We start from the raw sequence: 26750 nt of genomic DNA on the forward strand, positions 1-26750 counted from the left end.
GCGAGTGCTCGGTTGGTCAGGTGAGACGTACCCCGTCGAGGAGCATGGTCAGACCTCGCTCGTAGTACTCCTGCTCGTCGGGCAGGCCGAGGAAGAAGTCGGCGGTTTCGGTCAGGTGGGGGTAGTCCTGTGGGGAGAGTGACTTCAGTCGTGCGCGCTTTGCTGTGAGCAGGGACTCCCGCAGGGCCGGGTCGGCGGCGGGGTCACCCGGCTGGCGGATCACCAACCCGATCAGCGCGTTGAGCAGGAAGATGCTTAGCTGGGCGGCGGCCACCGGCGAGTGCCCCTCGGCGCGCAGTAGCGCGATGACCCGCTCGGCCATGTCGATGCCGGCGTCCGTGCGCATCAAGCGGATCGGCGTGATCTCGGCGAGGGCGGGGTGTGCGCGCAGGACGCGCAGCAGGGCCGTCATCACGGTACGCAGGTCGGTCTTGCCGCTGGTGGTCAGGTCCACCTCGCCGAGGATCCGTTCGACCAGCGCGTCGAGCAGGGCGTCCTTGTCCTTGAAGTGCCAGTACAGCGCCATGGGTGTGACGTTCCAGGCGGCGGCGACGCGGCGCAGCGTGACGGCGTCGAGTCCGTCGGCGTCGGCGATGGCGAGGGCGGTGGACAGGATCTCGTCGCGGTCGAGTCGTTCGGAGGCGGGCGGTCGGGGTGACATGCGACTTACTTTATCTCGTAAAGGGCACCGTTGACGGTCGAGCAAAGGAGCGCTACTGTAGCTATACACGGTAAATTTACGTGACATAGTAAAGAGGATGGGCTTGACACAGCCCGCCCTCGTCACCGGCGGCTCGCCTGCCGACCGGTTCGGTCGGCTTGACGTCGTAAGCGATACGCACCGGGCACGTCCATAAGTCTTCAACAAGGGAGAATTCTGTGGGCCACACCATTGTCATGACCGGCGCGACTCGGGGGCTCGGCCGTGTCGCCGTCGAGCGCATCGTCGACGGCGATCCTGAGGCGCACCTCGTGCTCCTAGCTCGGGGCGCCGCGGGATCTGAGCTCGCCGCTCATCTCGGCCAAGGCGGACGCGCCGTGACATCAATCCCGACGGACCTGTTGGCACTGGCCAGCGTCCGCGCGGCGGCCGACGAGCTCATCCAACGGCTCGATACGGGAGACCTGCCACCGCTGCGTGGATTCGTCGGCAACGCCGGCCTGCTCTACACGAACAACGTCACGGAGAGCCCGGACGGGTTCGAGGCGACATTCGCCGTCAACGTCCTCGCCAATCACGTCCTTCTCCGTCTTCTCCAGGGCCGATTCAAGGCGCCGTCACGGATCGTCCTCACCGTCAGCGACGCTCACTTCGGCGACTTTCGCCACAACGCGGGAATGATGCCCGCGCCGTCATGGCGAGACCCGGCCAGCCTGGCCCGCATCCGCGCGTTCCCGAATCCGAAAACCGTCACAGCGGGAGGGGCCGCATACTCCACAAGCAAGCTCGCCGCGATATACCTCGTCCACGAGTACGCACGACGTTTGCCACAGGGCGTCGGCATTGTCGCCTACAACCCCGGGTTCGTGCCGGGCACCGGCCTGAGCCGCGAAGCAGGCGCAGCCGTCCGGTTCGTGGGGCGACGGATCATGCCGCTGATGACGCTGACCCCGATGGCCTCGAGCCAGAAGACCGCCGGCCAACACCTCGCCGACGTCGCGCTCGGACGCATCCTGGCACCTTCCGGTTCCTACATCGACCGCACCCGAGAAGTCTCCTCGTCCAAGGAGTCCTACGACCCCGATCGTGAACGACGGCTCTGGGAAACGGTAGAGGACCTGCGCCTCTCAATCGCATCCTGACATCGTGACCGCCCACGCGATCCTTTTCGATGTGCGCTTCCTGGGACGAGATGCCCCAGTCTCACGGCAAGTCGGACCAACTTCTTGCCGCTACCGCTACCGCGCTGACGACCACGAACGCGAAGTGCTGGAAGCGGTGCTTCGTGTTGGTGAACGGTGCCGCGGCGACCGCTCTAGCCTTTCGGTTGGTCGTTGACTGATCTTCCCAGCGATGCGTTCTGCCTTCCACAAACAGGCAAAGGCATCATGCACATCCAAGATCGAGCACGCTCTCATGCCGCTGCCCGGTCGCTACGTTGGGTGATCAATGGAGCCCATCCTTACCTGCCGCAAGATCGCACGTCCGCACTCCGGTCGAACCGAATGCGCTCCCTGGCCTAACGTCCGGCTAGATCGGCTACGACTGGAGCAAGAGTGTCGGCGAAGTCGGCGCCGAAGACGAAGTAGGAGAAGCCGATCTCCTCCCGTCGCCGCTGGATCTCCTCGGCGGCCGCCGCGGGATCGGGGGGAAGCACCGCCAGCGAGTCCACCGCGCGAAGGGCGGCAGGATCGGTGTCCGGAGAAGCCATAAACGGCGCGACGGCATCGCCGATGACCGCCACGTGCTGTGCGAGTTCGACGTCTCGGTTGGCGCGGAAGCCACGTACCACCCGGGTGATCTCGGCCCGATCGTCTCCCGGCATCAACGCGAAGGCGACCGTATCCGCGAGTTCGGCAGCCATCGCCCGAGCCTTTGGCCCGCGTACGGCCATCACCACCGGCGTGTGCACGTCGGGGCCGTCGAGATCGCGCAGCGCCCTCACGGTTTCGCGCACTTGCGCCAACCGCTCGCCGGGCGGTACCACGGGCAGCCCGAGTTCGCGGAGTTCGTCCTCGATACCGGGTCTGCCGGTGCCTATGCCCATCTCGAAGCGACCGTCAGTAAGCACCGACAGCGAGTGCGATTCCCACGCGGTGCTCCACGGCTGGCGCAGCGGGGAGGCATACACCCACGTACCCACCCGCAGGTCGGCCTGGGTGGCCGCGACGGCCAGGGTCGGGCCAGGCGCCGGCTGCCATCGCGGCACGTCAGGCATCAGCAGCGTGGAGTAGCCGCTGTCGGCAATGCGGCGCACCTGCTCTCGCCACGTCGACAGGTCAGTTCTGAGCGGGGCAACGACCCCGAATCGGAAGGACCTGGTTGCGCGAGTTGCCGTCGAATCGATCATCGTTCCTGTCCAAGTCAGTAGATATGGCTGGGTCTCCGGTCCTCACCCCTTCTACGAACGCCTCTGCCCCGATCCGACACCGCCTCGGAACTCTGCCGAGGATTTCCAATACGCCGACCAGCGACCCCGGGGAACTCTGCTGCGCCCCTTCTCCCGGGCCCACGCGGACGAACTCTGCGACTAGCTGGACAATGAACCCCTGACCTGTCGTCCGCACATGCCGCGGACCGTGCGCGCGACGCCGGACAGTGCGAGCACCTTCGACGATGCGCCAGAAGTCTGCCCGTTCCACCGACCGGACCGTAATAGGCCGGGTGAAGACGCCGATGCTGGGAGCTTCATGGTTCTGCGGAGATCATGACCGGAGCTCCGTCTCAGTCCGCCTTGAGCGCGAACCAGCGGTCGGGAACCACTTCGCGAAGCTCTCCGGATCCCACCAGATGGCGGCATGCCGCGTTCACCTCGGCAGCCTGCAGTCCGTCATCGGCGGCTTCGTCGAGGAACCAGCGGATCCGCCATGCGTCGAACGCCTCCACTTGAGCGCCTGTCGCCGGATCAGCGACGAGGTCGACGTCGACTTCCTGCCCGTCGGCAGCAGTCATCCGACGACCCGCGCCGTGAACGAGAAACTCGATGCCGCTGGCGGTTACTCCTTCGCGCGGCAACTCCCGGGTGGCTCGAACCGCCTTGAGCAGGCCGGCGACGTCCGTGACCGGCGACAAGTCGTGGAACAGCCGTCCCCGGATGTCACGCAGTGCTGCGGCGAATCGCCGGACCTCGCGGACGGCGGCAGGATCTTGGATCACAGGCCTGAGTATCGGTCAGGAAGCCGGACCCGCGGCGATCAGGCGCTTCCTGCCTGCTCGCCAGCGGCGGGGGCTTGGCTGGGTCCGCGTCGTCGCTGCTGGCGCTGGACGTTGTGGTCTTGGCGTGTTGAACCTCGCTGGTATAGCGATGATCGAGTCGGCATGGTGCATCTGGCGAAACGGCGATCCGACCGGGCCGCCACTCACGTCGAGCCGTGCTGGGTGAGTTCGAGTTTCTGCTCGATCGGTTTCAGGATGACACTCCATTCGATGAGGACGTTTGAGCACCTGCTGGCCGCGGCCGAGCCCGTCATCGAGGTCAGAGGCAGTTCAACTGACCTCGAAGGCGTTCGCGATCGAACCAAGCAAGTGCTAGCCCGCGCGTCGACGGACTGAGCTCCACGGCTGTCTTCAACCCGTGCGCAGGTTCGAGCCCCACCTCGACGGGCCGAGACGCGCCCCTAGACGCGTCGAGGCGCAGGCCCTGAGCTGGGCGAATACCGATCGAGGCGCAGGTTGATCTCGATGGCGGGATACAGCCCACAACTGCGCACCGTCCGGGCGGCTGTCCCTGGTCAGTGACTTCTACGTGGGGACTGACCGCGCCGGTTGGTGCTGGTTGCCAGGTGATGTTCGCGGCATCCTGCGCAGCGGTGATCACGACTGGCCGGTTGATCGCGTGGTCTTCCCGTCTCGGCCGGGCGGCACGAACCAAATGCCAATGACGTGATCACCGGTCAGGGAGTATCGATCTATCCGAAGAGGACTGGTAGTCCGGGCGCGTGTCGGCTGATCTAGCGTGCCGGTTGCGGTAAGCGCTGATCATCCAGGCGCACCAGTCGCGTTGGACTCGCGGCCCGCACCACCCCCACTCGCCACGGATCCACCAGAAACAACAGCGGACGCCGGGCCGTCACTACGGTCACCGCGACTGCAGCAAGGACCGCGACGACGCGACGGACCCCGCTGGCGATGTTCACCGCCGTCACGCCAAGGTCCCGGCTCCCGGCCTACGCTTTTGGCATGGCGCAGTCGACTGACAAGCGACAGGAGACGGTCGGAGGCGCGCTGGCGAGACGGCTCCAAGCGCGGCGTGCGCCGACCTCGGTTTGGGTCGAGGCGTTGCGTGAGCTGGGCATGGTCGACGGAGCAAAGTATGAGGCGGTGGCCCGTACTCCTACCGCAGTGCTGGACGGCCCTATCCGCCGTCTTTCGCATGCCGCCGACTACTCACGCCTTTGGCTGGGCTTCGCCGGGGGGATCGCCTTGTTCGCCGGTGAAGGGGGACGCCGGGCCGCGCTGGAGGGCGTCCTGGCGATCGGCGTGACCTCGGCGACGGTCAATCTTGGCGTGAAGACTCTTGCCCGACGGCGGCGTCCAGATGGTGCTGGTCCGGACCGGTTCCCGGCGCGGCAGGTGCGGATGCCGGAATCCACCTCGTTCCCCTCTGGGCATGCCGCGACGGCGTTCGCGTTTGCCTACGCCGTCGGCCGGCACTTGCCCGGATTCGCTGTGCCGATCAGGTTGTTGGCTGGCGGAGTCGCCTACTCGCGGGTCCACCTCGGCGTGCACTATCCGGGCGATGTGGTGTTCGGCTCCATCATCGGAGCGGGAACAGCCGCGATGGTCGCAGGGGCATGCGACCGGATTCGCCATCCGTAGGAAGGGAACCGCGCGCCAGCCGCGGGCCTGGGCCGTGACCGGTATCGCTCGGCGCTCCAGCTATGGCCCTGAGGTCGGGACGGCGGGCTGAGCCGGGATGTCGGGCCGCTTGTGCGGCAGCAGCACCCGCAGGTCGCGAGGGCGAATCTGGCACACGATCGGGAGTTCCAGCAGCACGGCTTCACCGTCGATGCCGGCTGGCAGTTGCGCCACCGTGCCGTGCAATGTGATTCGGGTGGCGCTCCAGGTGATGACTCCCTCACCGGGTGGGCCTGCCTGGCCCTGTCGCTGCAGTTCGTGGTGAAGGCGTAGGAGCAGGTCTGGCGGTGGTGGGCTGGCAGGATGCTTGAGCACGATGCCACCGAGTTGGCCGGTGTCGAGTGCGAAGCGGCGGCCGAGGTGTTGCGGGGTCGCGATCTGGTACGGGTTGTTGGACACGAGGACAACTTGGGGAGAATCGACTGGGCCTTGCGGGGTGTCCACAGTGGCGTTGACGCACTGTTGCCCGCCGAGATAGCCAGGAGCGTTCTTGACCAGCGTCCGGGCTTTCGCCTCCCGGTATCCAGGCGTTAACAGGGCGTCCGCGTAGACGCCGAACGAGACGTTGTTGACGAACACCCGCGCGCCGACCTGCCCCAGATCGACCAACACCGGATCCGCCGCTGACAACGCGGTCACCGCCGACGCCGGATTCGTGATGTCCAGGCCTAGATCCCGGGCGAAGTGGTTACGGGTTCCAGCGGGGATCACCACGAGCGGCCGTCGCGCCTCGGCGGCCACCTCGGCCACCGCAGCCACCGTACCGTCGCCGCCGGCGACGCCGAGAACGCTTACCCCTTCGGCGACGGCAGCTCTCGCCAACGACGCCGCGTCCTCGTCTGGTGCGGTCAGCCTGACCTGTGCGCCTGCCGCCTGGGCCCGCTCCACCAAGCGAAAGCGGGCCACCTTCCCGCCGCCAGAGCGCGGATTCATCACCAGCACCGCACTGCCGGCGGGCAACTGGTCAGCGGCGTTCGCCATCGCGATCACCTCTGCGTCGCGGCACACCCGGCCAGTCGATGGTCAACGTGCCCCTTCGGCCGGTCAGGAGCCCGCCGCCTTGGCCCGCTCGGCGGCGTAGGCGCGAGCCGAGATGGCGTCAAGAATGGCCACCTCCGCGCTTTCCACCGCCCGCCCCGCAAAGTTGATCGCGTCGGCCGCGTCGGCCTCGGCCCAGTTCGCCTCCATGGCCGCGTCCTCCGCATCCATCTCCCGGTTACGCTTGTCGATCTTGGCTTTGATGCCCTCCCTCTTGGCGGCGGCGTCGGCCCTCATCTGCTCCCACTTGCTGCGAGCGCCAGGGCTGGCCTGGTCGGCCTGCTGCTGAGCCTTCTTGACTGCCTGGTCGAGGTCGAGCCCGACCTGGTCGACTCGCTTCTTGAGCTGTTCGCGGGACTCGACGGCGGCCGCTTGCACGTCGGTCTTGGCCGTCGCGACGCGCGACTGCAGCGCGTCAAGCTGTCCGGTGAATTCCATGATTCCTCCTGGTTGCCGGTCTGAGCCGTCGATGCCAGTGGCCGCCGCGTCGGCCAACGTTCATGCTTGTCGCGCCGAACGTCCGGGTCGAAACTTCGGTACCACGCTCAGAGCCGATACCGCCTGTGTCGGTCGATTCCATGACCGGTGGTGGCGGCGCCAGGACAGTCCAGCGGCTCCCGCTAACCGCGATCGAGCCGGACACGAGCGTCGCCTACGGCAAACGAGCCAGTCATCGTCAGTAATGACGAGTAAGCCGCGGTCACCCTGCTCGTACCTACGGTACCCGGGTCGGAGTTGGCCGTATGGCTAAAGTGACGGCGGAAGGGAAGCCGTGGCGGTCGTTGGCACACCCCGGACCGCTCCTCGCGGTATGCCGTACTGCGACCGTCCTTAGTGGAAAGTGAGGATCAGTCGGAAAGATCGAACTGCGGCCTCGCGCTGTGCTGCTGGGCCACCGCGATCCGACCGGTTGGGCGCTGGCAGGGCTGAAGCTAGTCGCCGACGTACTCGACAACCGCGCGCCGCATCGGGCCGAGGTCGTCCAGTTGGTTAGACTCGGCCGCGATGATCTCCACTGCCCAGGCCACGGACCGCAATGCGCGCGCTGGGCCGTTCGCAGGCACACGCGCGGCTACCCTACCCACGCCCTCTGGGTCGGTGCCCGAGTCGATGCGGATGGTCTGTGAGCCGGGCGGTAAAGCTCGCTGAGCTTCTGGGCCGCCTTCGCGAGAAGGGCGGGGTCGGTTGGCGGTGGCACCTCGAACGTGAGGTCGACGCGGTAGTTATTTGCTGTCGCAGGCGTATCGAGCGACGCAGTCGATTTCTCAGTGGTGGATGGCGAGCGGCCAGACTCGAACCTCTCTCGTTGCAGGAGGAGGAGAGAGTTGGTTCGCTTATGCGCAAAATGGGAGAATTAGGATTGAAGTCCCGAATTCTGAGCGAGAAGCGCCGGATGCGTCCGATCAAGTTGATGGCGGATCATCCACTACCACGTTTCCAAAATCGCCTGACCGTGAAGCGGCTCGCAATACGCCCTGAGGCGACGCATTGACTATTGAGTGATCTCTCACTTGGACCGACGCAGATTGGCTCGGCTCACCTGCTCGCGGCGGCCGGTTCCGATGGCTGCGGCTACCCCGTGACTGGGCCTTGGTTGACCCGGCGCGGCAAGGATGTGGGCATGGCCCACGAGCACCGCACCTTCCACAACCCTCCGCCGGCCACGCCAGCTGATGTACGCACGGCGCTCGACCGCGAGGATCTCGTAGGCGCTCTCGATGCCATGGTGGGCTGCGCGTTATACGGCGACGGTGACTGGAGAGAATCGCAGGACCTATACCTGGCTCTACTTGAACACAACGACCAGCAAGTGCAGGCGCTCGCCGCCACATGCCTTGGGCACCTGGCAAGGGTCAATGGCCAACTCGATGAGGATCGTGTCACTGCGCTTCGCCTCGCCCGCGGCAGGCCCCACGTCAGAGGTATTGCCGCCGACGCGCTGAATGACATCGAGTTCCTCCACCCTCGGCGTGCACGCTGGCGTGGACGCATTGTGGCGACTTGCGCACCCGTCGACTTGGTTCTGACCCGATTCCGCGCGTCGCCTTCGCCTTCCGCCGACACGCTGTTCTGCCGCGCGTTACGCCGAGTAACAGCGAGCGGAGCAGCCGGTACCCAGAGTTACCGAATGCCGCGCGTGGCTCTGCCCACGGCGGATTGGCTTGGATCCGGAGGCGACGTCGGAGAGGCTCAGGGCGTGCCTGAACTGATAGACACTCGTGCTTGAGGACATCGGTTACCCGCGGCCTCGACCGCCGGGGCTTCCCGACCGTCCCGCAGGGGAGCTGCCCTTCGACTGGCACATGGTGGAGCAGGTCCGGCCCGAGATCGACGATCCGGACCCAGGATGGGCCGACGTCGTCGCCCGGATCACGGCGCCCACTCTGCTCATCGGCGGGGGAGCAGCGAGCCATATCCCCCAGGAGTACGTTGCCGAACTAGCCGATCGTTTGGCCGACGCCCGGCTGACTACGATCGCGGCCGGCCATCTGGTGCACGAGACCGTTCCAGACGAGTACCTCAGGACCCTGATCGCATTCCTCGACGAGTGATCGACGCCCACCGCTATTGCCGCTGACCGTGCGCGCGGCCCGGCCGGCAGGCCATGCGTCGTTGCGGACCCTGCTAGATGCGAACGGTCCCAATTTGTCAAGCAGCGCGCTGTCGATGCGGTGAACTTGTTCCGGAGATCCTCGTCCCGGCAATCTCGGACATGCTGAGCTCGGGCGCTGCGGATGGAGCGCCCTAGGTGATTGCGGCGTCGTGGTTGCTGGGGAGGCCGGCGGCCGTCGTTTGTCGTTTCGTCGTGCGCAGGTTCGAGCCCCACCCCATGCTCCGAAACCCGCCCCCAAGCGCATCGAGGCAGGGACTTTGAGCTGCAGAAACAGCGTCGAGGCACAGGTTCGAGCGTGCGGCCGGATGCATACCGCAACTGTGCAGGATCAGCGTTGGCCGTGGTTGGCGAGGTCTACGTCGGAGGGTGACGCGGTTGTAGACGTCGCCGTTGCCGAACCGTCGGCCGAGGTGTTGGCCCATATACATGGATCTTGGCTCTGGCTCGGGCTTTGTGGGAGAGTGCCGGTGGCCAACTGCGCGGCTGGGTGCATGTCTAGCTGGGTGGGGTCCGGCGGAGCCGGTTGAGTAGTTCTTGGCCGGCGGTGTCGTTGGACCACAGGGATGTGTGCAGGTCTGAGTAGGGGAGCAGGGCGGCTGTCGCATCGGCGAGTTGATCGGTGTCCGTACCAGTGATGAACCAGTCGCATTGGTCGGCGCCGGCCCACAGCATGATCCGCACTGGACCGTTTCGGAAGCGGTAGGTGAGGTCGCCGGGCCAGCCCGCGGTCGAGGGCAACTGTTCGTAGTTGGCGTGAAGGTAAGCGAGTGTCGTCGGGTCGACTGGATCCGCCTGTGCCTGGAGGACCACGGCGGAGGAGAGGCATTGACGGTCCCACCGGCGTGCAGCGACGTACGCGTCGAGGTCCGCCCCGTATGGGATGGTTGTGTCGGAGCCGTCGCTTCGTTCGCCGCTGACGATGACAGGTGGGTTGTCGTCTCCGTCGAGTGGCAGGCCCCATGCGCACACGCCTTGGTTCTCGATCGCGAGCAGCAGCACGGGTGTCGGCCAGGCGGGGAATCGGCGGTTTGGTGCGTCGGGCCGGTCGATGACGATATGGCGCGGGTAAACGACCTGGTCCGTGTATGTGAGCGCGAGTTCGTCGGCCGTACCGGCGGTGAAGCTGGCCAGGGCGGCGGGTATTGGCGGTTGATCCACGCTCGATGTCTAACACGCGGTGGCGTTGCATGAGGTCGTGCGTGGCCCGGTGAACTGACAGAACGCGCCGCACCTCCCATTACGACGTCGGTGCCAACCTGTTCGGGCTGCTCTATCGCACCGTTGTCGCCGTCGACACGACTTCAGTTCGGGCGATGGAAGCGAGGCGCGCACGTTTTGAACTACGCTCCTCGGGCCAGGAGCGTCCGCTAACGCAGCCCCGCGTTAACAGATCCTAGTGAGTGGATCGAGCGCAGGTTCATGCCCCACCTAGACGCGGCTTCACGACCCCGAAACGCGCTTCCAGACGCGCCGAGGCATAGGTCCTGAGCTGGGCGGATACCCGCCGAGGCGCAGGTTGATCTCGAAGGCGGGATACAGCCCACACCTGCGCACCGTCCGCGCGGTTGTCCCTGGTCATGGACATGTACGTCGGCGAATGACCCGTGCCGCAGGAGGTGCTGGGCGGGGTCGCGGGGTTACCTGCGCACGTTGGCGGCGCGTGCCAAGAGCTCGCCGAGCGGTCGCGCCTGACAACAGTGGTCGGAATGAGCTGAGTCAGTGGTCGACTCTCGGGGCTCCCCACATGGACAGGCAGAACGGGTGCCCGGCCGGGTCGGCGTACACGAAGCAGTGGTCCGCGTTGGGCTGATGCTCGAATCGGGTGGCGCCGGCCGCCAGCACACGCGCTCCGGTCGCCACTAGGTCGTCGACGAAGAACTCGAGGTGCATCTGCATCCCCACCTCACCATCCGGCCAGGTGGGTGGCCGGTAGTCGTCAATCTGCTGGAACCCGATGTCACCGTTCGGCCCCTCTACGAGCGCCCAGTGCTCGTCACCCTTCGCGACCCCGCCGGTGATCTCGGCGTAGAACCGCGCGAGCGCGATTGCGTCGGGCGCGTTGACCGTCGTAAGGCTGAGCCTGATCAGGTCCGACATCAGCCAATCTCCATCTGCTGGTATGTCGGCGTGAGCGCTTCCCAGCGTTCCTTCCAGCCGGGCGCTCCGGCATCGGAGCTCCAGCCCTCCAGATGGACCGGGCCGTCGACCTCCAGCGACCGACCGAGATCCTCGAGGTGGACCCGCCACCCAGAGGCGTGGAACGGGAGATGCCTAATCGGCAGGCCGCGCTCCTCGACCACCAGCCGGGTCTTGGAGCCCTCCGCGGTCAGCCACGCCTCGATCTGCCCCTCGTCGTCCGTGCCCGGCTCCGTCGTCAGCAGCAGGTGGTGGGGCGCATCGCACACCTCGATGCGCGCCGGACCGGTCCAGCTGCTCGCGAAGACGATCTGGATCGTGCCGTCGACCCGCATGTCGCCGTCGACCCGGGCGATCCACTGGGCCAGCCGCTCGGGCGACGTACACGCCTGCCAGAGGTCTCCGATGTCCGTGTCGTAAAGGTCCTCGACCCTGACTGCTCCGCGGGTCTCGTCGAGCGCTCGCATCGTCGCGATCGTGGTCATCGTCGTGCCTTCTTTCCTCGTGCGATCTCAGAATGAAGAGCGTCGAGCCGGTTCTCCCAGAGCCGGCGGTAATCTCCCAGCCACTCGTCCAGCTCGACGAGCGCCTCCAGGCGCAGTGTGTAGATCCGGCGCTGCGCGTCCTGGCGTACGTCGACCAGCCCGGCTTCCCGCAGCACGCGGAGATGCCGGGACACGCCCGGGCGAGCGATCGGGAGAGCCTCGGCCAGCTCACCCGCACTCGCCGGGTGGTCGCGGAGAATCCCGAGAACCGTGCGCCGGCTCTCGTCTGCCAGCGCGTGCAACACGGCGTCCATGATGCGAATGTAACCTTGTGGGTACGTACCCGCAAGGTTACATTCGCATCCATGATGAAGTGTCGTGTCCGGGAGGTGCAGAGATGACGGTGGCGGTCGACGCCGAGATCACCGCGTTGATGCAGTGCCTCCAGAGGCAGCGGAACCACGTGCTCGGTGCCGTGGAAGGCCTCAGCGATGAGGCGCTACGGCGCCCCGTCCTGCCTTCCGGGTGGAGCTGCCTGGAGATGGTGCAGCACCTCACGCTGTCGGTGGAGCGTTTGTGGTTCCGTGCCGTTGTGGCTGGGGATCCGGTGGTCATCGACCAGGTGGGCAGCCAAGCCAGCGCATGGCAGGTGGATCCCGCGCTGCCGGCCGCCGACGTCCTTGACCGCTATCGCCATGAGGCTTCCTCGGCGGACGCCGTCATCGCCGCCTCATCCCCAGACGCCGACCTGGTCTGGTGGCCCTTTCCCGAGGGCGAGTGGCGCCTGCACAATGTTCGCGATGTCCTGCTCCATGTCATCACTGAGACCGCCTGCCACGCCGGACACCTCGACGCGGTTCGCGAACTCATCGACGGGCAACAGTGGCTGGTGAACACCTGAGCAGTAGCCCTGGCTGAGCTCCGCAGAAGGTTCGAGCCCTACCCGAGACGCGCCCCTACGCCGCATCGAGACGCACACTATGAGCTGGGAAGACGTCACGGCGCCGCAGTGCGTTCGGGGGTGACTAGGCCGTCGAGCATGACCTGGATCGCCTTAGCGCGCGCGGACGAACCCAGCGACGGCCCGGCCGGCGACGTGACACCAATGCTCGTGCACTGACCGTCGACATTCGACCGTGGGGCAACGCCTGCCTGACCGTCGTCTCAGGCGGTCAGGCAGGCGTCGACAGGATGACCTTGTCCTTCACCTTGCCGCTTTCCACCAGCGCGTGCGCTCGCGCGGCCTCGGCGAGCGGCACGACGGCGGCCACCTGTGCGGATAGTTGGTCGTGCTCGACGAGGTCGGTCAAGGCCAGGAGACCGGAGTGATCGGGTTCGACGAGAAAGTCGGTCACGCGAACTCCGGCGTCCGCGCCGCGGCGGACGTCCTCGTGGGAGGTACCGGAGGGCACCTGGACGATGACTCCGTCGCGATGGACGAGCGGCACGGAGCGGGACGTGTAGTCGTGGCCGACAAAGTCGAGGACGGCATCAACCGGATCGACCACGTCCTCGAACCGGGTCGTGGTGTAGTCGATGATCTCGTCGCCGCCCAACGACCGTAGTCGGTCTCTGTCGCTGCCGTCGACGACGCCGATGACGTGAGCCCCACGCGCCTTGGCGATCTGGACGGCCAGACCGCCGACGTGGCCGGCCGCCCCGTGGATCAACAGCCGTTGGCCCGCATCCAGATGAACGGTGTCGGTCACCAGCTGCCATGCCGTGAGCCCCGCCAACGGCAATGCGGCCGCCTCGGCGAACGACCGGGAGGGTGGCTTGGGGGCGAACTGGCGAGAGGGCGCGGTGACATACTCCGCGTACGCGCCTGCCTGCCGCGGGAACCATGGCATGCCGTACACCTCGTCGCCCGGCGAGAAGATGGTGACTCCGAATCCAACCTCGGCCACGACGCCGGAAACATCCCACCCGAGAATCATCGGGAAAGTCGACAATGGACCGTGTCCCGCGCGCTGTTTCACGTCGGCTGGGTTGATGCCCGCCGCGCGCACCTCCACCAGCACCTCGGTCGGCTCCGGTGCGGGCTTCGGAATCTGCGCAGGTTGGAGAACGTCCGGGCTTCCGTAGTGGTCCATGCTGACCGCAAGCATGTCCGGCGCACCTCCCGATCGAATTCCCAAAGAAATCACCGTACCCAGCGACGACCGCTGCCGAGGTCTTTCGGGAGATCCCTCGTTGCTCATATCCATCGAAACCATCAGCGGCAACGAAAGGCGCTATCGCTAGAACGCGAAATCCGGCCGAGCTAGCGTGGAAAAACGTCCGCCAGAGGCAACGAACCGAGCCCATTCTGGAAGCCGCCGACGGAGGAGCCGATGAACACTCCTTACGACATGATCGCCAAGGTGCCGTCGTTCACCGTGACGAGCACCGACGTCAGCACCGGCGAAGAGATGCCGTCGGCGCACGCCAGCGGGATCTTCGGGTCCGGTGGGCAGGACGTGTCGCCCCAGCTGAGCTGGAGCGACTTCCCCGCGGAGACGAAGAGTTTCGTGGTGACCGTCTACGACCCGACCGCGCCGACCGGCAGCGGCTTCTGGCACTGGGCCGTAGCCGACCTGCCGACGAGCGTGACGTCGTTCTCGACCGGCACCGGCGCGGACGGCGCCGACATGCCAGGTAGTGGATGGCAGGTGGCCAACGACGCCCGCATGCGCCGCTACGTCGGCGCGGCTCCGCCGCCCGGCAGCGGCCGGCACACCTACTTCATCGGTGTGCACGCCCTCGATGTCGAGACCCTCGGCCTCGACAAGGATGCGACGCCGGCCTTCCTCGGCTTCAACATGGCAGGCCACACGCTGGCCCGAGGCGTCATCACACCCTGGTTCGGGGCGTAGCACAACCCACCGAGGACAGGAGCGCACCAATGACCGCAGAACCCTTGGGAGCGTGGGTCGCCCCCGACTTCGAGGTCGTGGCCGACCTGGATGACCTGATGGCAACCGGCGTCACCGCCGCCGACTCCGGCCGGGTCTTCATTTCCGTGCCGCGCTGGGGCGACCCGGTGCCGTACACGGTCGCGGAGATCGTCGACGGCAAACCCGTCCCGTACCCGAGTCGACAGGTCAACGACAAGCTCCTGGTATCGGTGCAGAGCGTCGTGATCGGTCCCGACGGTCACCTGTGGGCCCTCGACACCGGCAGCCTCGCGTTCGCCCCGTGGATCGAGGACGGCCCCAAGCTGGTCGAGATCGACCTGGACACCAACACCGTGGTGCGCGTCATCCGGCCCGCAACCGAGGCGCTGACCCCGACGAGCTACCTCAACGACGTCCGCTTCGACCTGACGAGAGGCGCCGGTGGCTACGCGTACCTCACCGACTCACAGGCCGAAGGCGCCCTGGTCGTCATCGACCTGGCCACCGGTGATACCTGGGCCAGACTCCGCGGGCACCTGAGCACCCACGCCGAGGACGGCTTCCGCGCGATCGTCCAAGGCATCGTCCGCCAGGGAGAGTTGTACAACGGAGGGGCCGACGGCATCGCGATCAGCGCCACGGGCGACCGGCTCTACTACTGCCCGCTGGCGAGCCGCAAGCTTTACAGCGTCCCGACGACCGCCCTCATCGACCGCACGCTCAGCGACGACAAGGTCGCCGAGCAGGTCGTCGACCACGGCGACAAGGGCGCCTCCGACGGCCTTGAGACAGACGCCTCCGGCAACATCTACGTCACCGCCTACGAGCACAGCGCCGTACTCAAGCTCGCCACCGATGGCTCCTGGTCCACCGTGCTGAACACGCCCGCGGCGCTGTGGCCGGACACACTCGCCGTGGCCGCGGACGGGAACCTGTACGTGAGCCTCAACCAACTGCCACGCACCCCGCTGTTCAACCACGACGTCGACGACCGCATCCCGCCGTACCAGATCGTCCGCATCCCGGTCGGCGCGACGCCGGTCCGTCTGAGGTAGCTCCGGTCGGGCACGGACCGGAATCTGTCGGCTGAGTACGGCGTCAGCGGCGTATGTCTCCTGCGTCGACGACGGCACCTCGTCGGCCGTGAGGTTGTCGAAACCCGTCCGGCGGCTCCGACGTCGCGTGTGGAGGCGCCGGACGGCGGCGCCGGGCGAAGGAGACAGACGATGAGCAAGATCGTGCTGGACGTGTCGATGTCCCTGGACGGCTTCACCACGGGTCCGAACGTCCGTCCCGACGAGCCCATGGGCGACGGAGGCGAGCGGCTGCACGAATGGATGGCCGGTCCGACACCGGAGGACGTGCGCGCCCGCGACGCGATCAACAACGGCGTCGGCGCCACCCTCATCGGCAGATACACCTTCGACCTTGGTCTCGGCCCGTGGGGCGGCACACCGTGGCCGGGCATCCCGAGCTTCGTGGTCACCCACCGGACCAGGAAGGACCTAATCGGTGACAACGGTGGCGTGTTCGCTTTCGACGGTCTGGAGTCCGCTGCCCGACGCGCGAAGAAGGCCGCAGGCGACAAGCACGTCCTGGTCATGGGGGCTGACATCGCCGGTCAACTGTTGAAGGCAGGCCTGCTCGACGAGATTCATCTGCACGTGGTCCCGATCCTGCTGGGATCGGGAACGCCGCTGTTCCGGGGGGAACGCGCCGAGCTGACCCAGGAAGGCCAGCCGGTCGCGGGCGCGGCGACCCACCTGCGTTTCAGGCCGTCGCCGAGGTGAGCTCCGCCCGCACGGACACGGACGCCGGGCGGGCGAGCCACGTGCCTTGCGGGTCGTCGCACAGGTGCCCACGCGGGGCACCGGGCGTTCCACGGGTGAGGCGCTCTGGAGGGCGACCCGGTCGCGGGGCGAGGACCGCGCTTCAGGGCGTTGCCCACCTGAGCGCCGCGTCCAGGTCGGTGCCTTCCGGGAACGAGGACTGCGTGCCCGCGCGGGACACGCTCGAGGTCGCGCACGCGCAGCCCAGCCGTGCGGCCGTTGCGGGGGAGAGGCCCGCGGCCAGACCGTAGGAGAACGCGCCCACGAACGCGTCGCCGGCGCCGGTGGTGTCGACGACGGTGGTGGGAGGCGGTGCGATCCGCACGACGGATCCGGATCCGTCCACGACCGCCGCCCCCGCCTCGCCGAGGGTGGTCGCCACGTTGACGCCCAGGCGACGGGCCAGCGACGCGATCGCCGCGTCGGTGGGCGCGCACGCCGACAGCGACTCGAACTCGACCTCGTTCGGCATCAGCCAGTCGGTGACCGCCAGCAGGTCCGGCGAGATCTCCGCGGCCGGAGCCGGGTTCAGGACCGTGACCGCGCCGCGGTCCTTGGCCGCGCGGAAGCCAGCAGCCGTCACGTTCTGGGGCACCTCGAACTGGCCGACCACCACGTCGACCCGGGGGATCGACGCGACCGCACCTGCCGCCTGGGCCGGGGTCAGGTGGGCGTTCGCGCCTGGGACCACGACGATCCGGTTGTCTCCGCTGGCCTCCACCCAGATCGGTGCCACGCCGCTGCTCGCCGCGGACGTCCTGGTCACGTGGGTGGTGTCGATTCCAGCGGCCTCGAAGTTCGACAGGGTCATGTCGCCGAAGACGTCCGTGCCGACGCACGCGACCATCCACACCGAGGCGCCCAGGCGGCCGGCCATCACCGCCTGGTTGGCGCCCTTGCCGCCGAAGCCCAGAGCGAAGCGGTCGCCGAGCAGCGTCTCGCCGGTGTCCGGAATGCGCGGCATGTAGGAGATCATGTCCATCATCGTGCTGCCGATGACCACGATGCGTGCCGGCTCGAGACTCGTCATGCTGTGCGGCTCCATGCGGGAAGAGGTCATCCCTCCAAGATCTTTCACGTCTGCTTGACGGGATGCTCGCACGGATCTACGGTCCAGTGCAATCGATACCAGGGTTCGATTCCAGGGGGCTGTGACCTGCTATGTCCGAGGCGACGATCGGTGATGTGGCTCGGCGGGCCGGCGTCTCCACGACGACGGTCTCGCGGTTCCTCGCCGGTCAGCCCGTGCGCGCCGAGGAGTCGATCCGGGCCGCCGTGCAGGACCTCGCCTACCGCCCGAGCCCTGTGGCCCGCAGCCTGCGCTCCGGTCGTACCCGGTCGATCGCGGTCGTCGTCCCCGACGTCACCAACCCGTTCTTCGCCGCCGTCGTGAAGGGTGCCGAAGCGGTGGCCCGGCAGGACGAATACCACCTCTTCCTCTCCAACACGGACGAGAACGTCGACCGCGAGGCCGCCGTCCTCGCGGACCTGGTCGGCCGCGTCGACGGGGCGATCCTCGCGCCGACGGTCGAGTCCGACGAGGCACCGCTGCGCGCCCAACAGGCCGGCCTGCCGATCGTCTTCCTCGACCGCGAGATCGGCGGCACCGACAGCTTCGACACGGTCCTCGTCGACAACGCCGGCGGTAGCCGAGACGCTGCCCGGCACCTGCTCGACCTGGGCCACCGCCGGATCGCCATCGTCAATGGCACCATGCACTCGACGCCGGGCCGCCAGCGCCGCGAAGCCTTCATCGAGACGCTGCAACAACACGGCCTGGACCCCGTCGAGGAGGTCGGCGACTTCCGCGAGCAGGGCGGCTACCAGGCGGTGCTGCGCCTGCTCGCCCTCGAACACCCGCCCACCGCGCTGTTCGTCACCAACAACCTGATGACGGTCGGCGCGCTGCGGGCCCTGCACGACCTCGGCATCCGCGTGCCCGACCAACTCTCCGTCATCGGCTTCGACGACCTCGACCTCGCGGCGCTGCTCAACCCGCCGCTGACCGTCGTCGACCGGCCGATGGAGGAGCAGGGCGCCCTAGCGATGCGGCTCCTGCTGCGCCGCCTGCGCGAGAGCGGCGACGTGACCGCCCGCCGCATCGTGCTCGAGACCAACCTGCTGGTACGTGGGTCCACCGGCCCGAACCTGATTGGACACTGATGACCACTCGCCGTGATTTCCTTTCCGTGACCGCGAAACTCCTCGGCGGCGGCGCTCTCATGGCCGTGTCCGGCGGAGCCCTCGCTGCCTGCTCCAGCGACGACGGTGACAAGGCAGGCGGGACCGGAGGCACCAGCCCCGTCACCTTCCAGCTCGGCTGGCTCGCCAACGTCGAGAACATGGGCATCTACGTCGCCGACGACGGTGGCTACTACACCAAGGAAGGCCTGAAGACCACGGTCGTCCCGGGCGGCCCGTCGGTGTCCGTCGGCCCGCTGGTCGCCAGCGGCAAGGCGTTCGTCGGCCTCGACTCGGTAGACACCATCGCCCGGGCGCGCAAGGAAGGCGCCCCGCTCAAGGTCGTCGGCGCCACCCTGCAGAAGAACCCGTCCGCCGTGGTGTCGCTGGCCAAGAGCCCGATCCGTACGCCGCAGGATCTGGTCGGCAAGCGCCTCGGCGTGCAGCAGTCCGGCACCGAGATCTACAACGCGTTCTTCAAGGCCAACGGCGTCGACCCCAAGTCCGTCACGTACGTGCCGGTGCAGTTCGACCCGGCCCCGCTCGTCAACGGTGAGGTCGACGCGTTCGCGTCCTTCCTCACGTCGCAACCCATCCAGCTCAAGCGCCAGGGCATCGAGACGGAAGCGTTCCTCCTGGCGGACTTCGGGTACGGGCTGTGGGCCGACGCATTCGTCGTCAGCGAGCAGACCCTCGCCGACAAGGAGTCTCGCGCGCGCCTCGTCAACCTGATGCGCGCCAGCGTCAAGGGCTGGCAGGACGCGGTCGCCGACCCGGCCCGCGGCGTGAAGCTCGCGGTAGAGAAGTACGGCAAGAGCCTGCAGCTCAACGCCGACGAGCAGCTGCTCACCGCGCAGTCGTTCGTCCCGCTGATCCAGACGCCGGAGACGAAGACCAACGGCCTGCTCACGATGTCCAAGGCCGGCATCGAGGCGAACATCGCGACGATGGCGGCGGTCGGCATCACCGCGACCGCCGACGAGCTGTTCGACACGACGATCCTCGCGGACGTCTTCGCCGGAAAGTCGACGGTATAAGGCATGACCACAATGGAATTCGATCCCTGGACCCAGGTCCGCACCCTGCACGACCTGCCGGCCGACGAGGTCATCTCGGCGTTCCAGAAGGCGATCCGGCGCGGCGAGCTGGAGGAGGCGATCCTGCTCGCCTACGAGATGTACGCCACCAGCGCCGAGCTGGAGGAGTGCCTCTGGCACCGGCTCCAGGTCATCTCCGTCGAGGACGTCGGCTCAGGGACGTTCCAGGAGCCCGTCATCGTCGACGCGGTCTACCGCATGCACGAGCGCGTCCCACGCCCGCGCGGCGACCGGTTCCTGTTCGCCGTGCACGCCATCCGCCTGCTCGCCGGCGCCACCAAGGACCGCACGTCCGACGAGCTCGCCAACTGGGCGGCCCGCGCCGACCGACTGCCGCAGATCCCCGATCACGCGCTGGACATGCACACCCGCCGCGGTCAGGAGATGGGCCGCGACCTGCTGCACTTCCTGCGGGAGGGGGCGCGGGTCACCAACGAGCTCCCGGGGCGGGACACCACCTATCGCGACTGGCTGGTCGCCGCGGCCACGGCGGAACGGGAATGATCACGGTCGAGACCAAGGGCTTCGTCGCCGACAAGGTCAGCAAGTCGTTCCGGATGGGCCGCTCCAGCGTCCTCGCGCTCGACCAGGTCGACCTCGCCACCACCAACGGTTCGTTCACCGCCCTGCTCGGCCCGTCCGGCTGCGGCAAGTCGACCCTGCTGCGCATCTTCGCGGGCCTGGAGAGCGCCACCTCCGGCCAGGTCCTCGTGCACGGTCAGGACCCCGACAAGCTGCGCCGCGAGCACCGCGTCGGCGTCGCCTTCCAGGACTCCGCGCTGTTGCCGTGGCGCAGCGTCGAGGCCAACATCCGCCTCCCGCACCAGATCGCCGGCCGCAAGGCCGACCCGGCCGAGATCCGCGACCTGGTCAAGCTGGTCGGGCTCGACGGCTTCGAGAAGGCTCGGCCGGCCCAGCTCTCCGGCGGCATGCGGCAACGCGTCGCCATCGCCCGCACGCTGGCGATCAATCCCGATGTCCTGATGCTCGACGAGCCGTTCGGCGCGCTCGACGAGATGACCCGCCAGCGCCTCAACCTCGAGCTCCAGCGCATCTGGATGGAGCGCGCGACCACGACGCTGCTGGTGACCCACTCGATCGCCGAGGCCGTCTTCCTGTCGGACCGCGTCGTGGTCATGGCCCAGCGCCCCGGCCGCGTCCTGTCCACAGTCGACATCGACCTGCCGCGGCCGCGTACCCCCGAGATCCTGCGCAGCCCCGAGTTCCACGCCCTCTGCGACGAGCTCGGCGAGCTGCTCTTCACCCAGGAACCGCCACAGTGAAACGTGTCGTGCCCGCGGTCGTCGGGCTGGGCCTCGTGGTCGCGATCTGGTTCGCGCTCTCGACCGACCTGCGCGTCATCCCGTCGCCCGCGGACGTGGTCACCCAGCTCTGGCAGGACCGCTCCGCCCACCTGTCGAACACCGCGGTCACGCTGCGGGAGGCGATGGTCGGCTACCTCTGGGGCAACCTCGCCGCGATCCTGCTCGCCGTGCTGTTCGTGCGGGTGCCGGCCGTCGAACGGGTGCTGCTGCGCCTGGCCATCGCCAGCTACTGCGTGCCGCTCGTGGCCATCGCACCGATCCTCGTGGTCGTGCTGCCCGGCGACGCACCGAAAGAAGCCCTCGCGGCGTTGTCGGTGTTCTTCACGACCCTCGTCGCGACGGCCGTCGGGCTGCGGTCAAGCGATGCGACGGCGGTGAACCTCGTCCACGCGTACGGGGGATCGGCCTGGCAGACCCTCTGGCTCGTCCGGGTCCGCGCGGCGCTGCCCAACCTGTTCGCCGGTCTGCGCATCGCCGCCCCGGCGGCCCTGCTCGGCGCCATCATCGGCGAGTACCTCGGTGCCAGCCGCGGCCTCGGCGTCGCGCTCGTGCAGGCCCAGTCGTCGTTCGAGGTCTCCCGCACGTGGGGCATCGCTCTGGTCATCTCGGCCGTCGCCGGGCTGCTGTACGCGGTCACCGCGCTCGTCGCCCGCCTCGTCACACCGTGGGCGGGCCGCATGCTGGACGTGGGCATCGGGGACACCGCCACGCCGCGCGCCAGTCGTCTGCTCCGCGCGCTCGAGACCACCGGGTTCCTCGTGCTGACCGTGGCCGTCACCATCGCCGGCTGGTACGCGCTGCTGCGCCTGTTCGACCTCAACGGCTACTTCGCCAAGACCCCGGCCGACGTCTTCGCCTACGTCTTCTCGGACCCGGAGGCTGCCGCCCACCGCGACGAGCTGTTCGCGGCCCTGAAGGTGACGATGGTGGACGCGACGGTCGGCTACCTCGTGGGCACCGTCGTGGCCGTGCTCATGGCGATCGTCGTCGTGACCGTCCGCGCGGTCGAGCAGACGATGATGCCGGTCGCGATCGTGCTGCGCTCGGTCCCGTTGGTCGCCATGGCACCGCTGATCGCCCTCGTCTTCGGCCGCGGCCTGCTGGGCGTGACGGTCATCGTCGCCCTCGTCGTCTTCTTCCCGACCCTGGTCAACCTCTCGGTCGGGCTGCGCGCGGCACCGGCGCCGGCGGTCGAGGTGGTCACCTCGTTGGGCGGCTCGGCGTTCCACGCGGTGACGAAAGTCCGCATCCAGTACGCGTTGCCGGCGCTGTTCGCCTCGGCCCGCATCGCGGTGCCCGCCGCGATCGGCGGTGCCACCCTCGCGGAATGGCTGGCGACCGGCAAGGGCCTCGGGAGCCTGCTCGTCGTCGCCTACAGCGGCTCACGGTTCGGCACCGTGTGGGCCGGCGCGGTGCTCGTGGTGGTCGTCTCGGTCGCCCTGTACGCGGTGATCGGCGCCGTCGAACGCCCGGTCCTGCGCCGCTACAGCCCGCAGTATTCGACCCGCTGATTTTCTCTTTCGAGCCGAAAAAAGTGTTATCCGAACAGGGGTTTTAAGGGAATCTTAGATAGCTTCCGGGTACGGCGACCCAGCGCCTAACCTACCGACGACCTTGGCTTTTCTCGCTGCTGGGAAGTGACGTGTTGTCGCACATCGCTCGATACAAGTGGGCTATCGCGTCCGGCGTCGGCGCCGTCCTGGTCGTCGGGACCGCGGCCGTGTATGTGTCCGGCGGCTCGGCCGAGCCCACACCGTCGAACGTCAGTAACGCGGCCGGATACGTCGCACCGGCGGCGGACGTGCCCGCCGCCTCCACGCAGCCGTCGGACACTGCCAGCGCTCGCGCGGGGGCCGGTGCCAAGCCCTCGGCCTCGTCCGCCGCTCCGCCGCCGGTGCCCCGGTCCGGTTGGATCCCGGTGGACCCCGCCGCCTGGAAAGCGCAGGCCGACGCGTACAAGGCATTGAAATTCGATCCTGTCCCTTCCGGGGTGGGGAATCTGGCGGAGTTCCGCGCGGACTGCACCTACAGCCACCGGCTGCCGGACGACCCGATCGTCGCGCCGGGCCTGCCGGGTGCCTCGCACATGCACTCGTTCGTGGGCAACAAGGCCGTCAAAGCCAGCACCGTGGCGGCGGACCTGACGACGTTCACGGCCACGACGTGCAAGCCGATCCTGGACCACTCGGCCTACTGGGTGCCGACGCTCTACGACAACGCGACCAACAAGCCGGTCGAGACCACGGGCTTTAGGGTGTACTACCGCACGCTGTCGAAGGATTCGACGGACCAGATGCCGATGCCCAGCGGCCTGCGCATGATCAGTGGTGACGCCAAGAAGAAGAAGCCGACCCCGCGCGGAGCGCAGGGCCAGTTTTACTGCGCCTTCTACGGCCCGGGCGACCTGGACGGCATCGCCCGCAGCGACAACGGGAACTGGCCCATCTGCGGTGGTGACGCGACACTGCACTTCATGATGCAGTTTTCGGACTGCTGGGACGGCAAGCACCTGGACAGCCCGAACCACAAGGACCACGTGTCGTACGGCTCCGGTGGCTCGTGTCCCCGCAGCCATCCGGTGAAGATCCCCGCGATCACGTTCGACATCCAATATGGAGTCAAGGGCACGAAGGCGGGCTACTACCTGTCCTCGGACAAGGAGGGCAAGAGCGCCTCCTCGATGCACGGCGACGCCTTCGTGATGTGGGACGTCAAGACGATGAACAAGCGGACGAAGAACTGCCTGCTGCAGCGGCGGACGTGCGACAACAACGGATATCAGAGGTAGCTCAGCCTTCCGTCGCTGTCGGATGCCGCCGGGAGGCGAATGCTGTGGGCGAGCAGGACCGGCGCGACGAAGATGTCGATCTCCCGGGATGTCGGGGGTATGCGGCATGATCCTCGCGTGACAGGGATCGGGGAGCTGCTGGCAGGGGTCGACGAAGTTCGGTGGGGCCGGATGCGGCACGCGTACGGCCCGGCCGTGGAGGTGCCCGATCTGCTGCGCGGCTTGGCCGCCGCCGATCCCGCGGCACGGGAGGCCGCGCTCGACGCGATGTACGGGAGTGTCCACCACCAAGGCGACGTGTACGCCTGCACGGTCGCGGCGATCCCGTTCCTGCTGCGGATCGCCGCCGATGCCGGCAGCCCAGGCCGTGGCGAGGTCGTCGAACTGCTCGCGAGCATCGGCGGCGCCGACGATCCCGAGCCTCCGACCGGGCTTCACCGGAAGGCGAGGCAGGCCGTCTCGGACGCGTACCCGCTCTGGTCGGCACTGGCCCACGATCCCGACCCGCTGGTCCGCGCGGCGGTGCCGGCCGTGCTGTCCGTCTGTGCTGAGCCGGCGACGGACCGCGTCGACCTGTTGCGGGACCGGTTCGCGGTCGAAGAGGACACGCAGGTGCGGATCGCGATCGTCGAAGGCGCGGCGAAACTCGCCGATGACGGCACCGACGCGGCGGCGATCGGAGGGTGGCTCGCTGACGTGCTCGCCGCAGAGGACGACGACGTGCAGGTGCGGGTGACCGCGCTCGCTGCGCTCACGCGGCTCCCCGATCAGCCCCACGTGCCGATACGAACGGCGCTGGAGCTGCTCGACGCGGCGTACACGCGGGGAACGCCGGTCGTGGAGCCGGCCGGGTTCACGACCGACACCCTGATCGGCTCCCTGCGCCGTCAGCGGGAGGCCGCGGCCGCCGGGCGCCGCGCCCCGCAGGCGGAGCATCTGGCGCGCGCGGTCAGCAACGGCCTGGGTGACCGCGTGGCGGACCGCGTCGCTCTACTGTCGACGCTGCTGGCCTCGCCGCACTGGGAATGCCGACTCGACGCCATGTTCCCCGCAGGCAACCTCATCAACGGATGGCGCGGGCCCTTCGCCCCGCTCGTGGCCCTCGTCGGTGCCCAGCTGCACGACGACCACCCCGGTCTACGGTCGCGGGCCGCGCAGGTGCTGGAGAACCTCGGCGAGCTGTCCCGTCCCGCCGCCGACTCTCTCTTCGCGGCCCTCTCCCGATCCTCGCGCGAGGCGCACCACTCGACGATGGAGCACGAGCTGCCGTGGGTGGTCGAATGGGCGCAGGGCGTGCCCACCGTCGGCCCGGCCCTGAAGGCGTTCGCCGGCACCGGCGACCCCCGGGCGTTGCCGATGCTGCAATGGGCGCTCGAACGTCGTGAGCTGCCACGCGATGTCGGGCAGCTCATCGGGGGCTACGGCGCGCGTGCCGAGTACCTGCTGCCGATCATCCGCCGCCGTCTTCACCAGCTCCGGCACGACGAGCGGCGCGACAACCTCGCGTACGCGGTCGGTGCGATGGGTCCGGCCGCCGCGCCTGCCGTGCCCGACCTGATGAAGCTGCCGGCGAGCACGGCTGTCGTGCGGGCCCTGGCGGCCGTCGGCCCGGGCGCGGCCCCGGCGATGGGCTGGCTCCGCGAGCAGGCCGCCGCCTCCGACGGGCGCCTTGCCGCCGCCGCTGCCGACGCGCTGTATGCCATCGGCGGGGACGCCGCCCCGGCGTTGGCCGTGTACGACAGGCTGCTGACGGGGAATGAGTACGACCAGCGCACGGCCGCTGAGGGACTTGGCCGGTTGGGGCCTCCGGCAGCCGCGTACGCGGGCCAGCTGCGCAAGCTCCTGCGCCGCAAAGACCCTATGGCTGGCTCCGGCTGGCGGCGGCCCGTGCGCTGTGGCACGTCGCCGGCGAGACGCCGACCGTACTCGGGGGCATTTGGGACGCGAACCCGCACACCCGCACGGCGATCGCTCAGGTGTGGTCGGACATGGGACCATCCGCGAGCGTCGCCAAATCGTCGCTGGAGGCCGAACTTGCCCGCGTACGCAGGCACAACGCCAGCGGGTCGGGCTACAGCTCGGCGCAGGTCGTCGACGACGAGCACCTGCTCCGCGCATGCCGGGCCGCGCTGACGGCCATCAGTGGATAACGACGGTCCGCCGCCGGCGGCCTGTCGTTGTACGGTCTTGTGCCATGGCTGACGACTTGACGATTCCCGGTGTGCCGTTTCCGCTCGTACCCTCGGCCGCCGAGCTCTGGCACATCGACGAGGCGGCCGGTGCGGTGACCGTGACGGCGCAGCCGCGCACCGACATCTTCATCGACCCCGCCGGCGGCGCCGCGGAGTCCACGCTCAACGCGACGACGCTCCTCGGCGACGTGCCCGACGGTGACTTCCAGTTCAGCGCTCGGGTCACCGTGGGCTTCGCGGCGACGTTCGACGCCGGCGTGCTGTTGCTGTGGGTGGATGAGCGGCATTGGGCCAAGCTGTGCTTCGAGTACTCGCCCGCGGCCGAACCCATGATCGTGTCTGTCGTCTGCCGCGGTGTCGCAGACGATGCGAACGCTTTCGTGGTGCCTGGTCCGTCAGTGTGGCTGCGGGTCTCGCGTATCGATCGGGTCTACGCGTACCACGCTTCGATCGACGGTCAGGCCTGGCAGTTGATTCGCGCGTTCGCGCTCGGCGACGAGACCTCAGGCCACCGGATCGGCCTCGAAGGCCAGTCGCCGATCGGTGAAGGGTGCACCGCGACGTTCGAGGAGGTCCGCTTCGCCGGCGAACGCCTCGCCGATCTGCGCGACGCGTCGTGATCAGAGGGTCGTGGTGAGTCCGCCGTCGATCACGACGTCGCTGCAGGTCGT

At 68.1% G+C, this 26750-nt stretch carries 27 protein-coding genes; 15 read left to right on the plus strand and 12 right to left on the minus strand.

Annotation, left to right across the window (positions count from 1 at the left end; genetic code table 11):
- Positions 1 to 16 precede the first annotated feature (16 nt).
- A complete protein-coding gene (locus AB0J88_RS37365; RefSeq protein ID WP_364360295.1) occupies positions 17 to 661 on the minus strand; it encodes a TetR family transcriptional regulator in 645 nt (214 codons plus the stop codon).
- Between the two features lie 218 nt (positions 662 to 879).
- Between AB0J88_RS37365 and AB0J88_RS37370 the strand changes: the two genes are divergently transcribed.
- Positions 880 to 1803: an SDR family NAD(P)-dependent oxidoreductase gene (locus AB0J88_RS37370; RefSeq protein WP_364360298.1), complete on the plus strand. Its 924-nt coding sequence runs from the start codon at positions 880 to 882 to the stop codon at positions 1801 to 1803.
- A 377-nt stretch (positions 1804 to 2180) separates the two neighbouring features.
- On the opposite strand, the gene AB0J88_RS37375 is transcribed toward AB0J88_RS37370, so the two are convergent.
- Entirely contained in the window at positions 2181 to 3011 is an 831-nt protein-coding gene (locus AB0J88_RS37375) for an LLM class flavin-dependent oxidoreductase (RefSeq protein ID WP_364360301.1), read from the minus strand.
- A 374-nt stretch (positions 3012 to 3385) separates the two neighbouring features.
- On the minus strand, positions 3386 to 3817 hold the full coding sequence (locus tag AB0J88_RS37380) for a hypothetical protein (protein ID WP_364360304.1): 432 nt from the start codon (positions 3815 to 3817) through the stop codon (positions 3386 to 3388).
- Positions 3818 to 4840: 1023 nt separating this feature from the next.
- Here AB0J88_RS37380 and AB0J88_RS37385 point away from each other — a divergent pair.
- Positions 4841 to 5479, plus strand: a complete 639-nt coding sequence (locus AB0J88_RS37385; protein WP_364360307.1) for a phosphatase PAP2 family protein — start codon at positions 4841 to 4843, stop codon at positions 5477 to 5479.
- A gap of 60 nt (positions 5480 to 5539) precedes the next feature.
- Here the strand turns inward: AB0J88_RS37385 and AB0J88_RS37390 are convergent, their stop codons facing one another.
- The 3 genes from AB0J88_RS37390 to AB0J88_RS37400 all read right to left on the minus strand — a co-directional run bounded on the left by AB0J88_RS37390 (position 5540) and on the right by AB0J88_RS37400 (position 8519).
- Entirely contained in the window at positions 5540 to 6499 is a 960-nt protein-coding gene (locus AB0J88_RS37390; RefSeq protein ID WP_364360310.1) for a diacylglycerol kinase family protein, read from the minus strand.
- A gap of 63 nt (positions 6500 to 6562) precedes the next feature.
- Positions 6563 to 6994, minus strand: a complete 432-nt coding sequence (locus AB0J88_RS37395; protein WP_364360313.1) for a hypothetical protein — start codon at positions 6992 to 6994, stop codon at positions 6563 to 6565.
- Between the two features lie 1348 nt (positions 6995 to 8342).
- Positions 8343 to 8519: a hypothetical protein gene (locus AB0J88_RS37400; RefSeq protein WP_364360316.1), complete on the minus strand. Its 177-nt coding sequence runs from the start codon at positions 8517 to 8519 to the stop codon at positions 8343 to 8345.
- 256 nt (positions 8520 to 8775) lie between these two features.
- On the opposite strand from AB0J88_RS37400, the gene AB0J88_RS37405 reads away from it, so the two are divergent.
- A complete protein-coding gene (locus AB0J88_RS37405; RefSeq protein WP_364360319.1) occupies positions 8776 to 9108 on the plus strand; it encodes a hypothetical protein in 333 nt (110 codons plus the stop codon).
- A gap of 557 nt (positions 9109 to 9665) precedes the next feature.
- Here AB0J88_RS37405 and AB0J88_RS37410 read toward each other — a convergent pair.
- The 4 genes from AB0J88_RS37410 to AB0J88_RS37425 form a co-directional block, all read right to left on the minus strand.
- The gene (locus AB0J88_RS37410; RefSeq protein ID WP_364360322.1) at positions 9666 to 10328 is read right to left on the minus strand and encodes a hypothetical protein; all 663 of its coding nucleotides are present in this window, start codon (positions 10326 to 10328) and stop codon (positions 9666 to 9668) included.
- A 558-nt stretch (positions 10329 to 10886) separates the two neighbouring features.
- Positions 10887 to 11267: a VOC family protein gene (locus AB0J88_RS37415; protein ID WP_364360325.1), complete on the minus strand. Its 381-nt coding sequence runs from the start codon at positions 11265 to 11267 to the stop codon at positions 10887 to 10889.
- Entirely contained in the window at positions 11267 to 11791 is a 525-nt protein-coding gene (locus AB0J88_RS37420) for an SRPBCC domain-containing protein (RefSeq protein WP_364360328.1), read from the minus strand. Before AB0J88_RS37420 ends, AB0J88_RS37415 begins: the two co-directional genes overlap by 1 nt.
- Positions 11788 to 12105: a metalloregulator ArsR/SmtB family transcription factor gene (locus AB0J88_RS37425; RefSeq protein WP_364360331.1), complete on the minus strand. Its 318-nt coding sequence runs from the start codon at positions 12103 to 12105 to the stop codon at positions 11788 to 11790. The genes AB0J88_RS37420 and AB0J88_RS37425 overlap by 4 nt, the downstream gene beginning before the upstream one ends.
- A gap of 83 nt (positions 12106 to 12188) precedes the next feature.
- Between AB0J88_RS37425 and AB0J88_RS37430 the strand changes: the two genes are divergently transcribed.
- A complete protein-coding gene (locus AB0J88_RS37430) occupies positions 12189 to 12692 on the plus strand; it encodes a DinB family protein (RefSeq protein WP_364360334.1) in 504 nt (167 codons plus the stop codon).
- Between the two features lie 271 nt (positions 12693 to 12963).
- On the opposite strand, the gene AB0J88_RS37435 is transcribed toward AB0J88_RS37430, so the two are convergent.
- Positions 12964 to 13899, minus strand: coding sequence for an NADP-dependent oxidoreductase (locus tag AB0J88_RS37435; protein ID WP_364360337.1), 936 nt, complete (start codon positions 13897 to 13899; stop codon positions 12964 to 12966).
- Between the two features lie 225 nt (positions 13900 to 14124).
- Here AB0J88_RS37435 and AB0J88_RS37440 point away from each other — a divergent pair, with 225 nt between their 5' ends.
- The 3 genes from AB0J88_RS37440 to AB0J88_RS37450 all read left to right on the plus strand — a co-directional run bounded on the left by AB0J88_RS37440 (position 14125) and on the right by AB0J88_RS37450 (position 16457).
- On the plus strand, positions 14125 to 14646 hold the full coding sequence (locus tag AB0J88_RS37440) for a YbhB/YbcL family Raf kinase inhibitor-like protein (RefSeq protein WP_364360339.1): 522 nt from the start codon (positions 14125 to 14127) through the stop codon (positions 14644 to 14646).
- Between the two features lie 29 nt (positions 14647 to 14675).
- Positions 14676 to 15722, plus strand: a complete 1047-nt coding sequence (locus AB0J88_RS37445) for an L-dopachrome tautomerase-related protein (RefSeq protein WP_364360342.1) — start codon at positions 14676 to 14678, stop codon at positions 15720 to 15722.
- Between the two features lie 171 nt (positions 15723 to 15893).
- Positions 15894 to 16457, plus strand: coding sequence for a dihydrofolate reductase family protein (locus AB0J88_RS37450; RefSeq protein WP_364360345.1), 564 nt, complete (start codon positions 15894 to 15896; stop codon positions 16455 to 16457).
- 142 nt (positions 16458 to 16599) lie between these two features.
- Here the strand turns inward: AB0J88_RS37450 and AB0J88_RS37455 are convergent, their stop codons facing one another.
- Positions 16600 to 17526, minus strand: coding sequence for a ribokinase (locus AB0J88_RS37455; RefSeq protein WP_364360348.1), 927 nt, complete (start codon positions 17524 to 17526; stop codon positions 16600 to 16602).
- A gap of 131 nt (positions 17527 to 17657) precedes the next feature.
- Here AB0J88_RS37455 and AB0J88_RS37460 point away from each other — a divergent pair, with 131 nt between their 5' ends.
- The 8 genes from AB0J88_RS37460 (at position 17658) to AB0J88_RS37495 (ending at position 26699) form a co-directional block, all read left to right on the plus strand.
- Positions 17658 to 18659 (plus strand): LacI family DNA-binding transcriptional regulator, encoded by a 1002-nt coding sequence (locus AB0J88_RS37460; protein ID WP_364360351.1) that lies wholly within the window; start codon positions 17658 to 17660, stop codon positions 18657 to 18659.
- A 26-nt stretch (positions 18660 to 18685) separates the two neighbouring features.
- The gene (locus AB0J88_RS37465) at positions 18686 to 19714 is read left to right on the plus strand and encodes an ABC transporter substrate-binding protein (protein ID WP_364360354.1); all 1029 of its coding nucleotides are present in this window, start codon (positions 18686 to 18688) and stop codon (positions 19712 to 19714) included.
- Between the two features lie 3 nt (positions 19715 to 19717).
- Entirely contained in the window at positions 19718 to 20278 is a 561-nt protein-coding gene (locus tag AB0J88_RS37470; RefSeq protein WP_364360357.1) for a hypothetical protein, read from the plus strand.
- On the plus strand, positions 20275 to 21057 hold the full coding sequence (locus AB0J88_RS37475; protein ID WP_364360360.1) for an ABC transporter ATP-binding protein: 783 nt from the start codon (positions 20275 to 20277) through the stop codon (positions 21055 to 21057). Before AB0J88_RS37470 ends, AB0J88_RS37475 begins: the two co-directional genes overlap by 4 nt.
- Positions 21054 to 22610 carry an ABC transporter permease subunit gene (locus AB0J88_RS37480; RefSeq protein WP_364360363.1) on the plus strand — a complete coding sequence of 519 codons (1557 nt, stop codon included), beginning with the start codon at positions 21054 to 21056 and terminating at the stop codon, positions 22608 to 22610. The genes AB0J88_RS37475 and AB0J88_RS37480 overlap by 4 nt, the downstream gene beginning before the upstream one ends.
- A gap of 131 nt (positions 22611 to 22741) precedes the next feature.
- Positions 22742 to 23887 (plus strand): DUF1996 domain-containing protein, encoded by a 1146-nt coding sequence (locus AB0J88_RS37485; protein ID WP_364360366.1) that lies wholly within the window; start codon positions 22742 to 22744, stop codon positions 23885 to 23887.
- Positions 23888 to 24004: 117 nt separating this feature from the next.
- The gene (locus AB0J88_RS37490) at positions 24005 to 26020 is read left to right on the plus strand and encodes a hypothetical protein (protein ID WP_364360368.1); all 2016 of its coding nucleotides are present in this window, start codon (positions 24005 to 24007) and stop codon (positions 26018 to 26020) included.
- 61 nt (positions 26021 to 26081) lie between these two features.
- Positions 26082 to 26699, plus strand: a complete 618-nt coding sequence (locus AB0J88_RS37495; RefSeq protein ID WP_364360370.1) for a DUF1349 domain-containing protein — start codon at positions 26082 to 26084, stop codon at positions 26697 to 26699.
- The last annotated feature ends 51 nt before the right edge of the window (positions 26700 to 26750 follow it).

It is taken from the genome of Asanoa sp. NPDC049475 (assembly GCF_040676915.1).
Classification (GTDB): Bacteria; Actinomycetota; Actinomycetes; order Mycobacteriales; family Micromonosporaceae; genus Asanoa.

Excerpts from the sequence above, each read along its gene's own strand:
- AB0J88_RS37420 (WP_364360328.1), bottom strand. The coding sequence starts at position 11,791 with ATGACCACGATCGCGACGATGCGAGCGCTCGACGAGACCCGCGGAGCA.
- AB0J88_RS37385 (WP_364360307.1), top strand. The coding sequence starts at position 4,841 with ATGGCGCAGTCGACTGACAAGCGACAGGAGACGGTCGGAGGCGCGCTG.
- AB0J88_RS37365 (WP_364360295.1), bottom strand. The coding sequence starts at position 661 with ATGTCACCCCGACCGCCCGCCTCCGAACGACTCGACCGCGACGAGATC.
- AB0J88_RS37375 (WP_364360301.1), bottom strand. The coding sequence starts at position 3,011 with ATGATCGATTCGACGGCAACTCGCGCAACCAGGTCCTTCCGATTCGGG.
- AB0J88_RS37495 (WP_364360370.1), top strand. The coding sequence starts at position 26,082 with ATGGCTGACGACTTGACGATTCCCGGTGTGCCGTTTCCGCTCGTACCC.
- AB0J88_RS37425 (WP_364360331.1), bottom strand. The coding sequence starts at position 12,105 with ATGGACGCCGTGTTGCACGCGCTGGCAGACGAGAGCCGGCGCACGGTT.
- AB0J88_RS37470 (WP_364360357.1), top strand. The coding sequence starts at position 19,718 with ATGACCACAATGGAATTCGATCCCTGGACCCAGGTCCGCACCCTGCAC.
- AB0J88_RS37390 (WP_364360310.1), bottom strand. The coding sequence starts at position 6,499 with ATGGCGAACGCCGCTGACCAGTTGCCCGCCGGCAGTGCGGTGCTGGTG.
- AB0J88_RS37395 (WP_364360313.1), bottom strand. The coding sequence starts at position 6,994 with ATGGAATTCACCGGACAGCTTGACGCGCTGCAGTCGCGCGTCGCGACG.
- AB0J88_RS37435 (WP_364360337.1), bottom strand. The coding sequence starts at position 13,899 with ATGCTTGCGGTCAGCATGGACCACTACGGAAGCCCGGACGTTCTCCAA.
- AB0J88_RS37440 (WP_364360339.1), top strand. The coding sequence starts at position 14,125 with ATGAACACTCCTTACGACATGATCGCCAAGGTGCCGTCGTTCACCGTG.
- AB0J88_RS37475 (WP_364360360.1), top strand. The coding sequence starts at position 20,275 with ATGATCACGGTCGAGACCAAGGGCTTCGTCGCCGACAAGGTCAGCAAG.
- AB0J88_RS37450 (WP_364360345.1), top strand. The coding sequence starts at position 15,894 with ATGAGCAAGATCGTGCTGGACGTGTCGATGTCCCTGGACGGCTTCACC.
- AB0J88_RS37445 (WP_364360342.1), top strand. The coding sequence starts at position 14,676 with ATGACCGCAGAACCCTTGGGAGCGTGGGTCGCCCCCGACTTCGAGGTC.
- AB0J88_RS37415 (WP_364360325.1), bottom strand. The coding sequence starts at position 11,267 with ATGTCGGACCTGATCAGGCTCAGCCTTACGACGGTCAACGCGCCCGAC.
- AB0J88_RS37455 (WP_364360348.1), bottom strand. The coding sequence starts at position 17,526 with ATGACGAGTCTCGAGCCGGCACGCATCGTGGTCATCGGCAGCACGATG.
- AB0J88_RS37430 (WP_364360334.1), top strand. The coding sequence starts at position 12,189 with ATGACGGTGGCGGTCGACGCCGAGATCACCGCGTTGATGCAGTGCCTC.
- AB0J88_RS37460 (WP_364360351.1), top strand. The coding sequence starts at position 17,658 with ATGTCCGAGGCGACGATCGGTGATGTGGCTCGGCGGGCCGGCGTCTCC.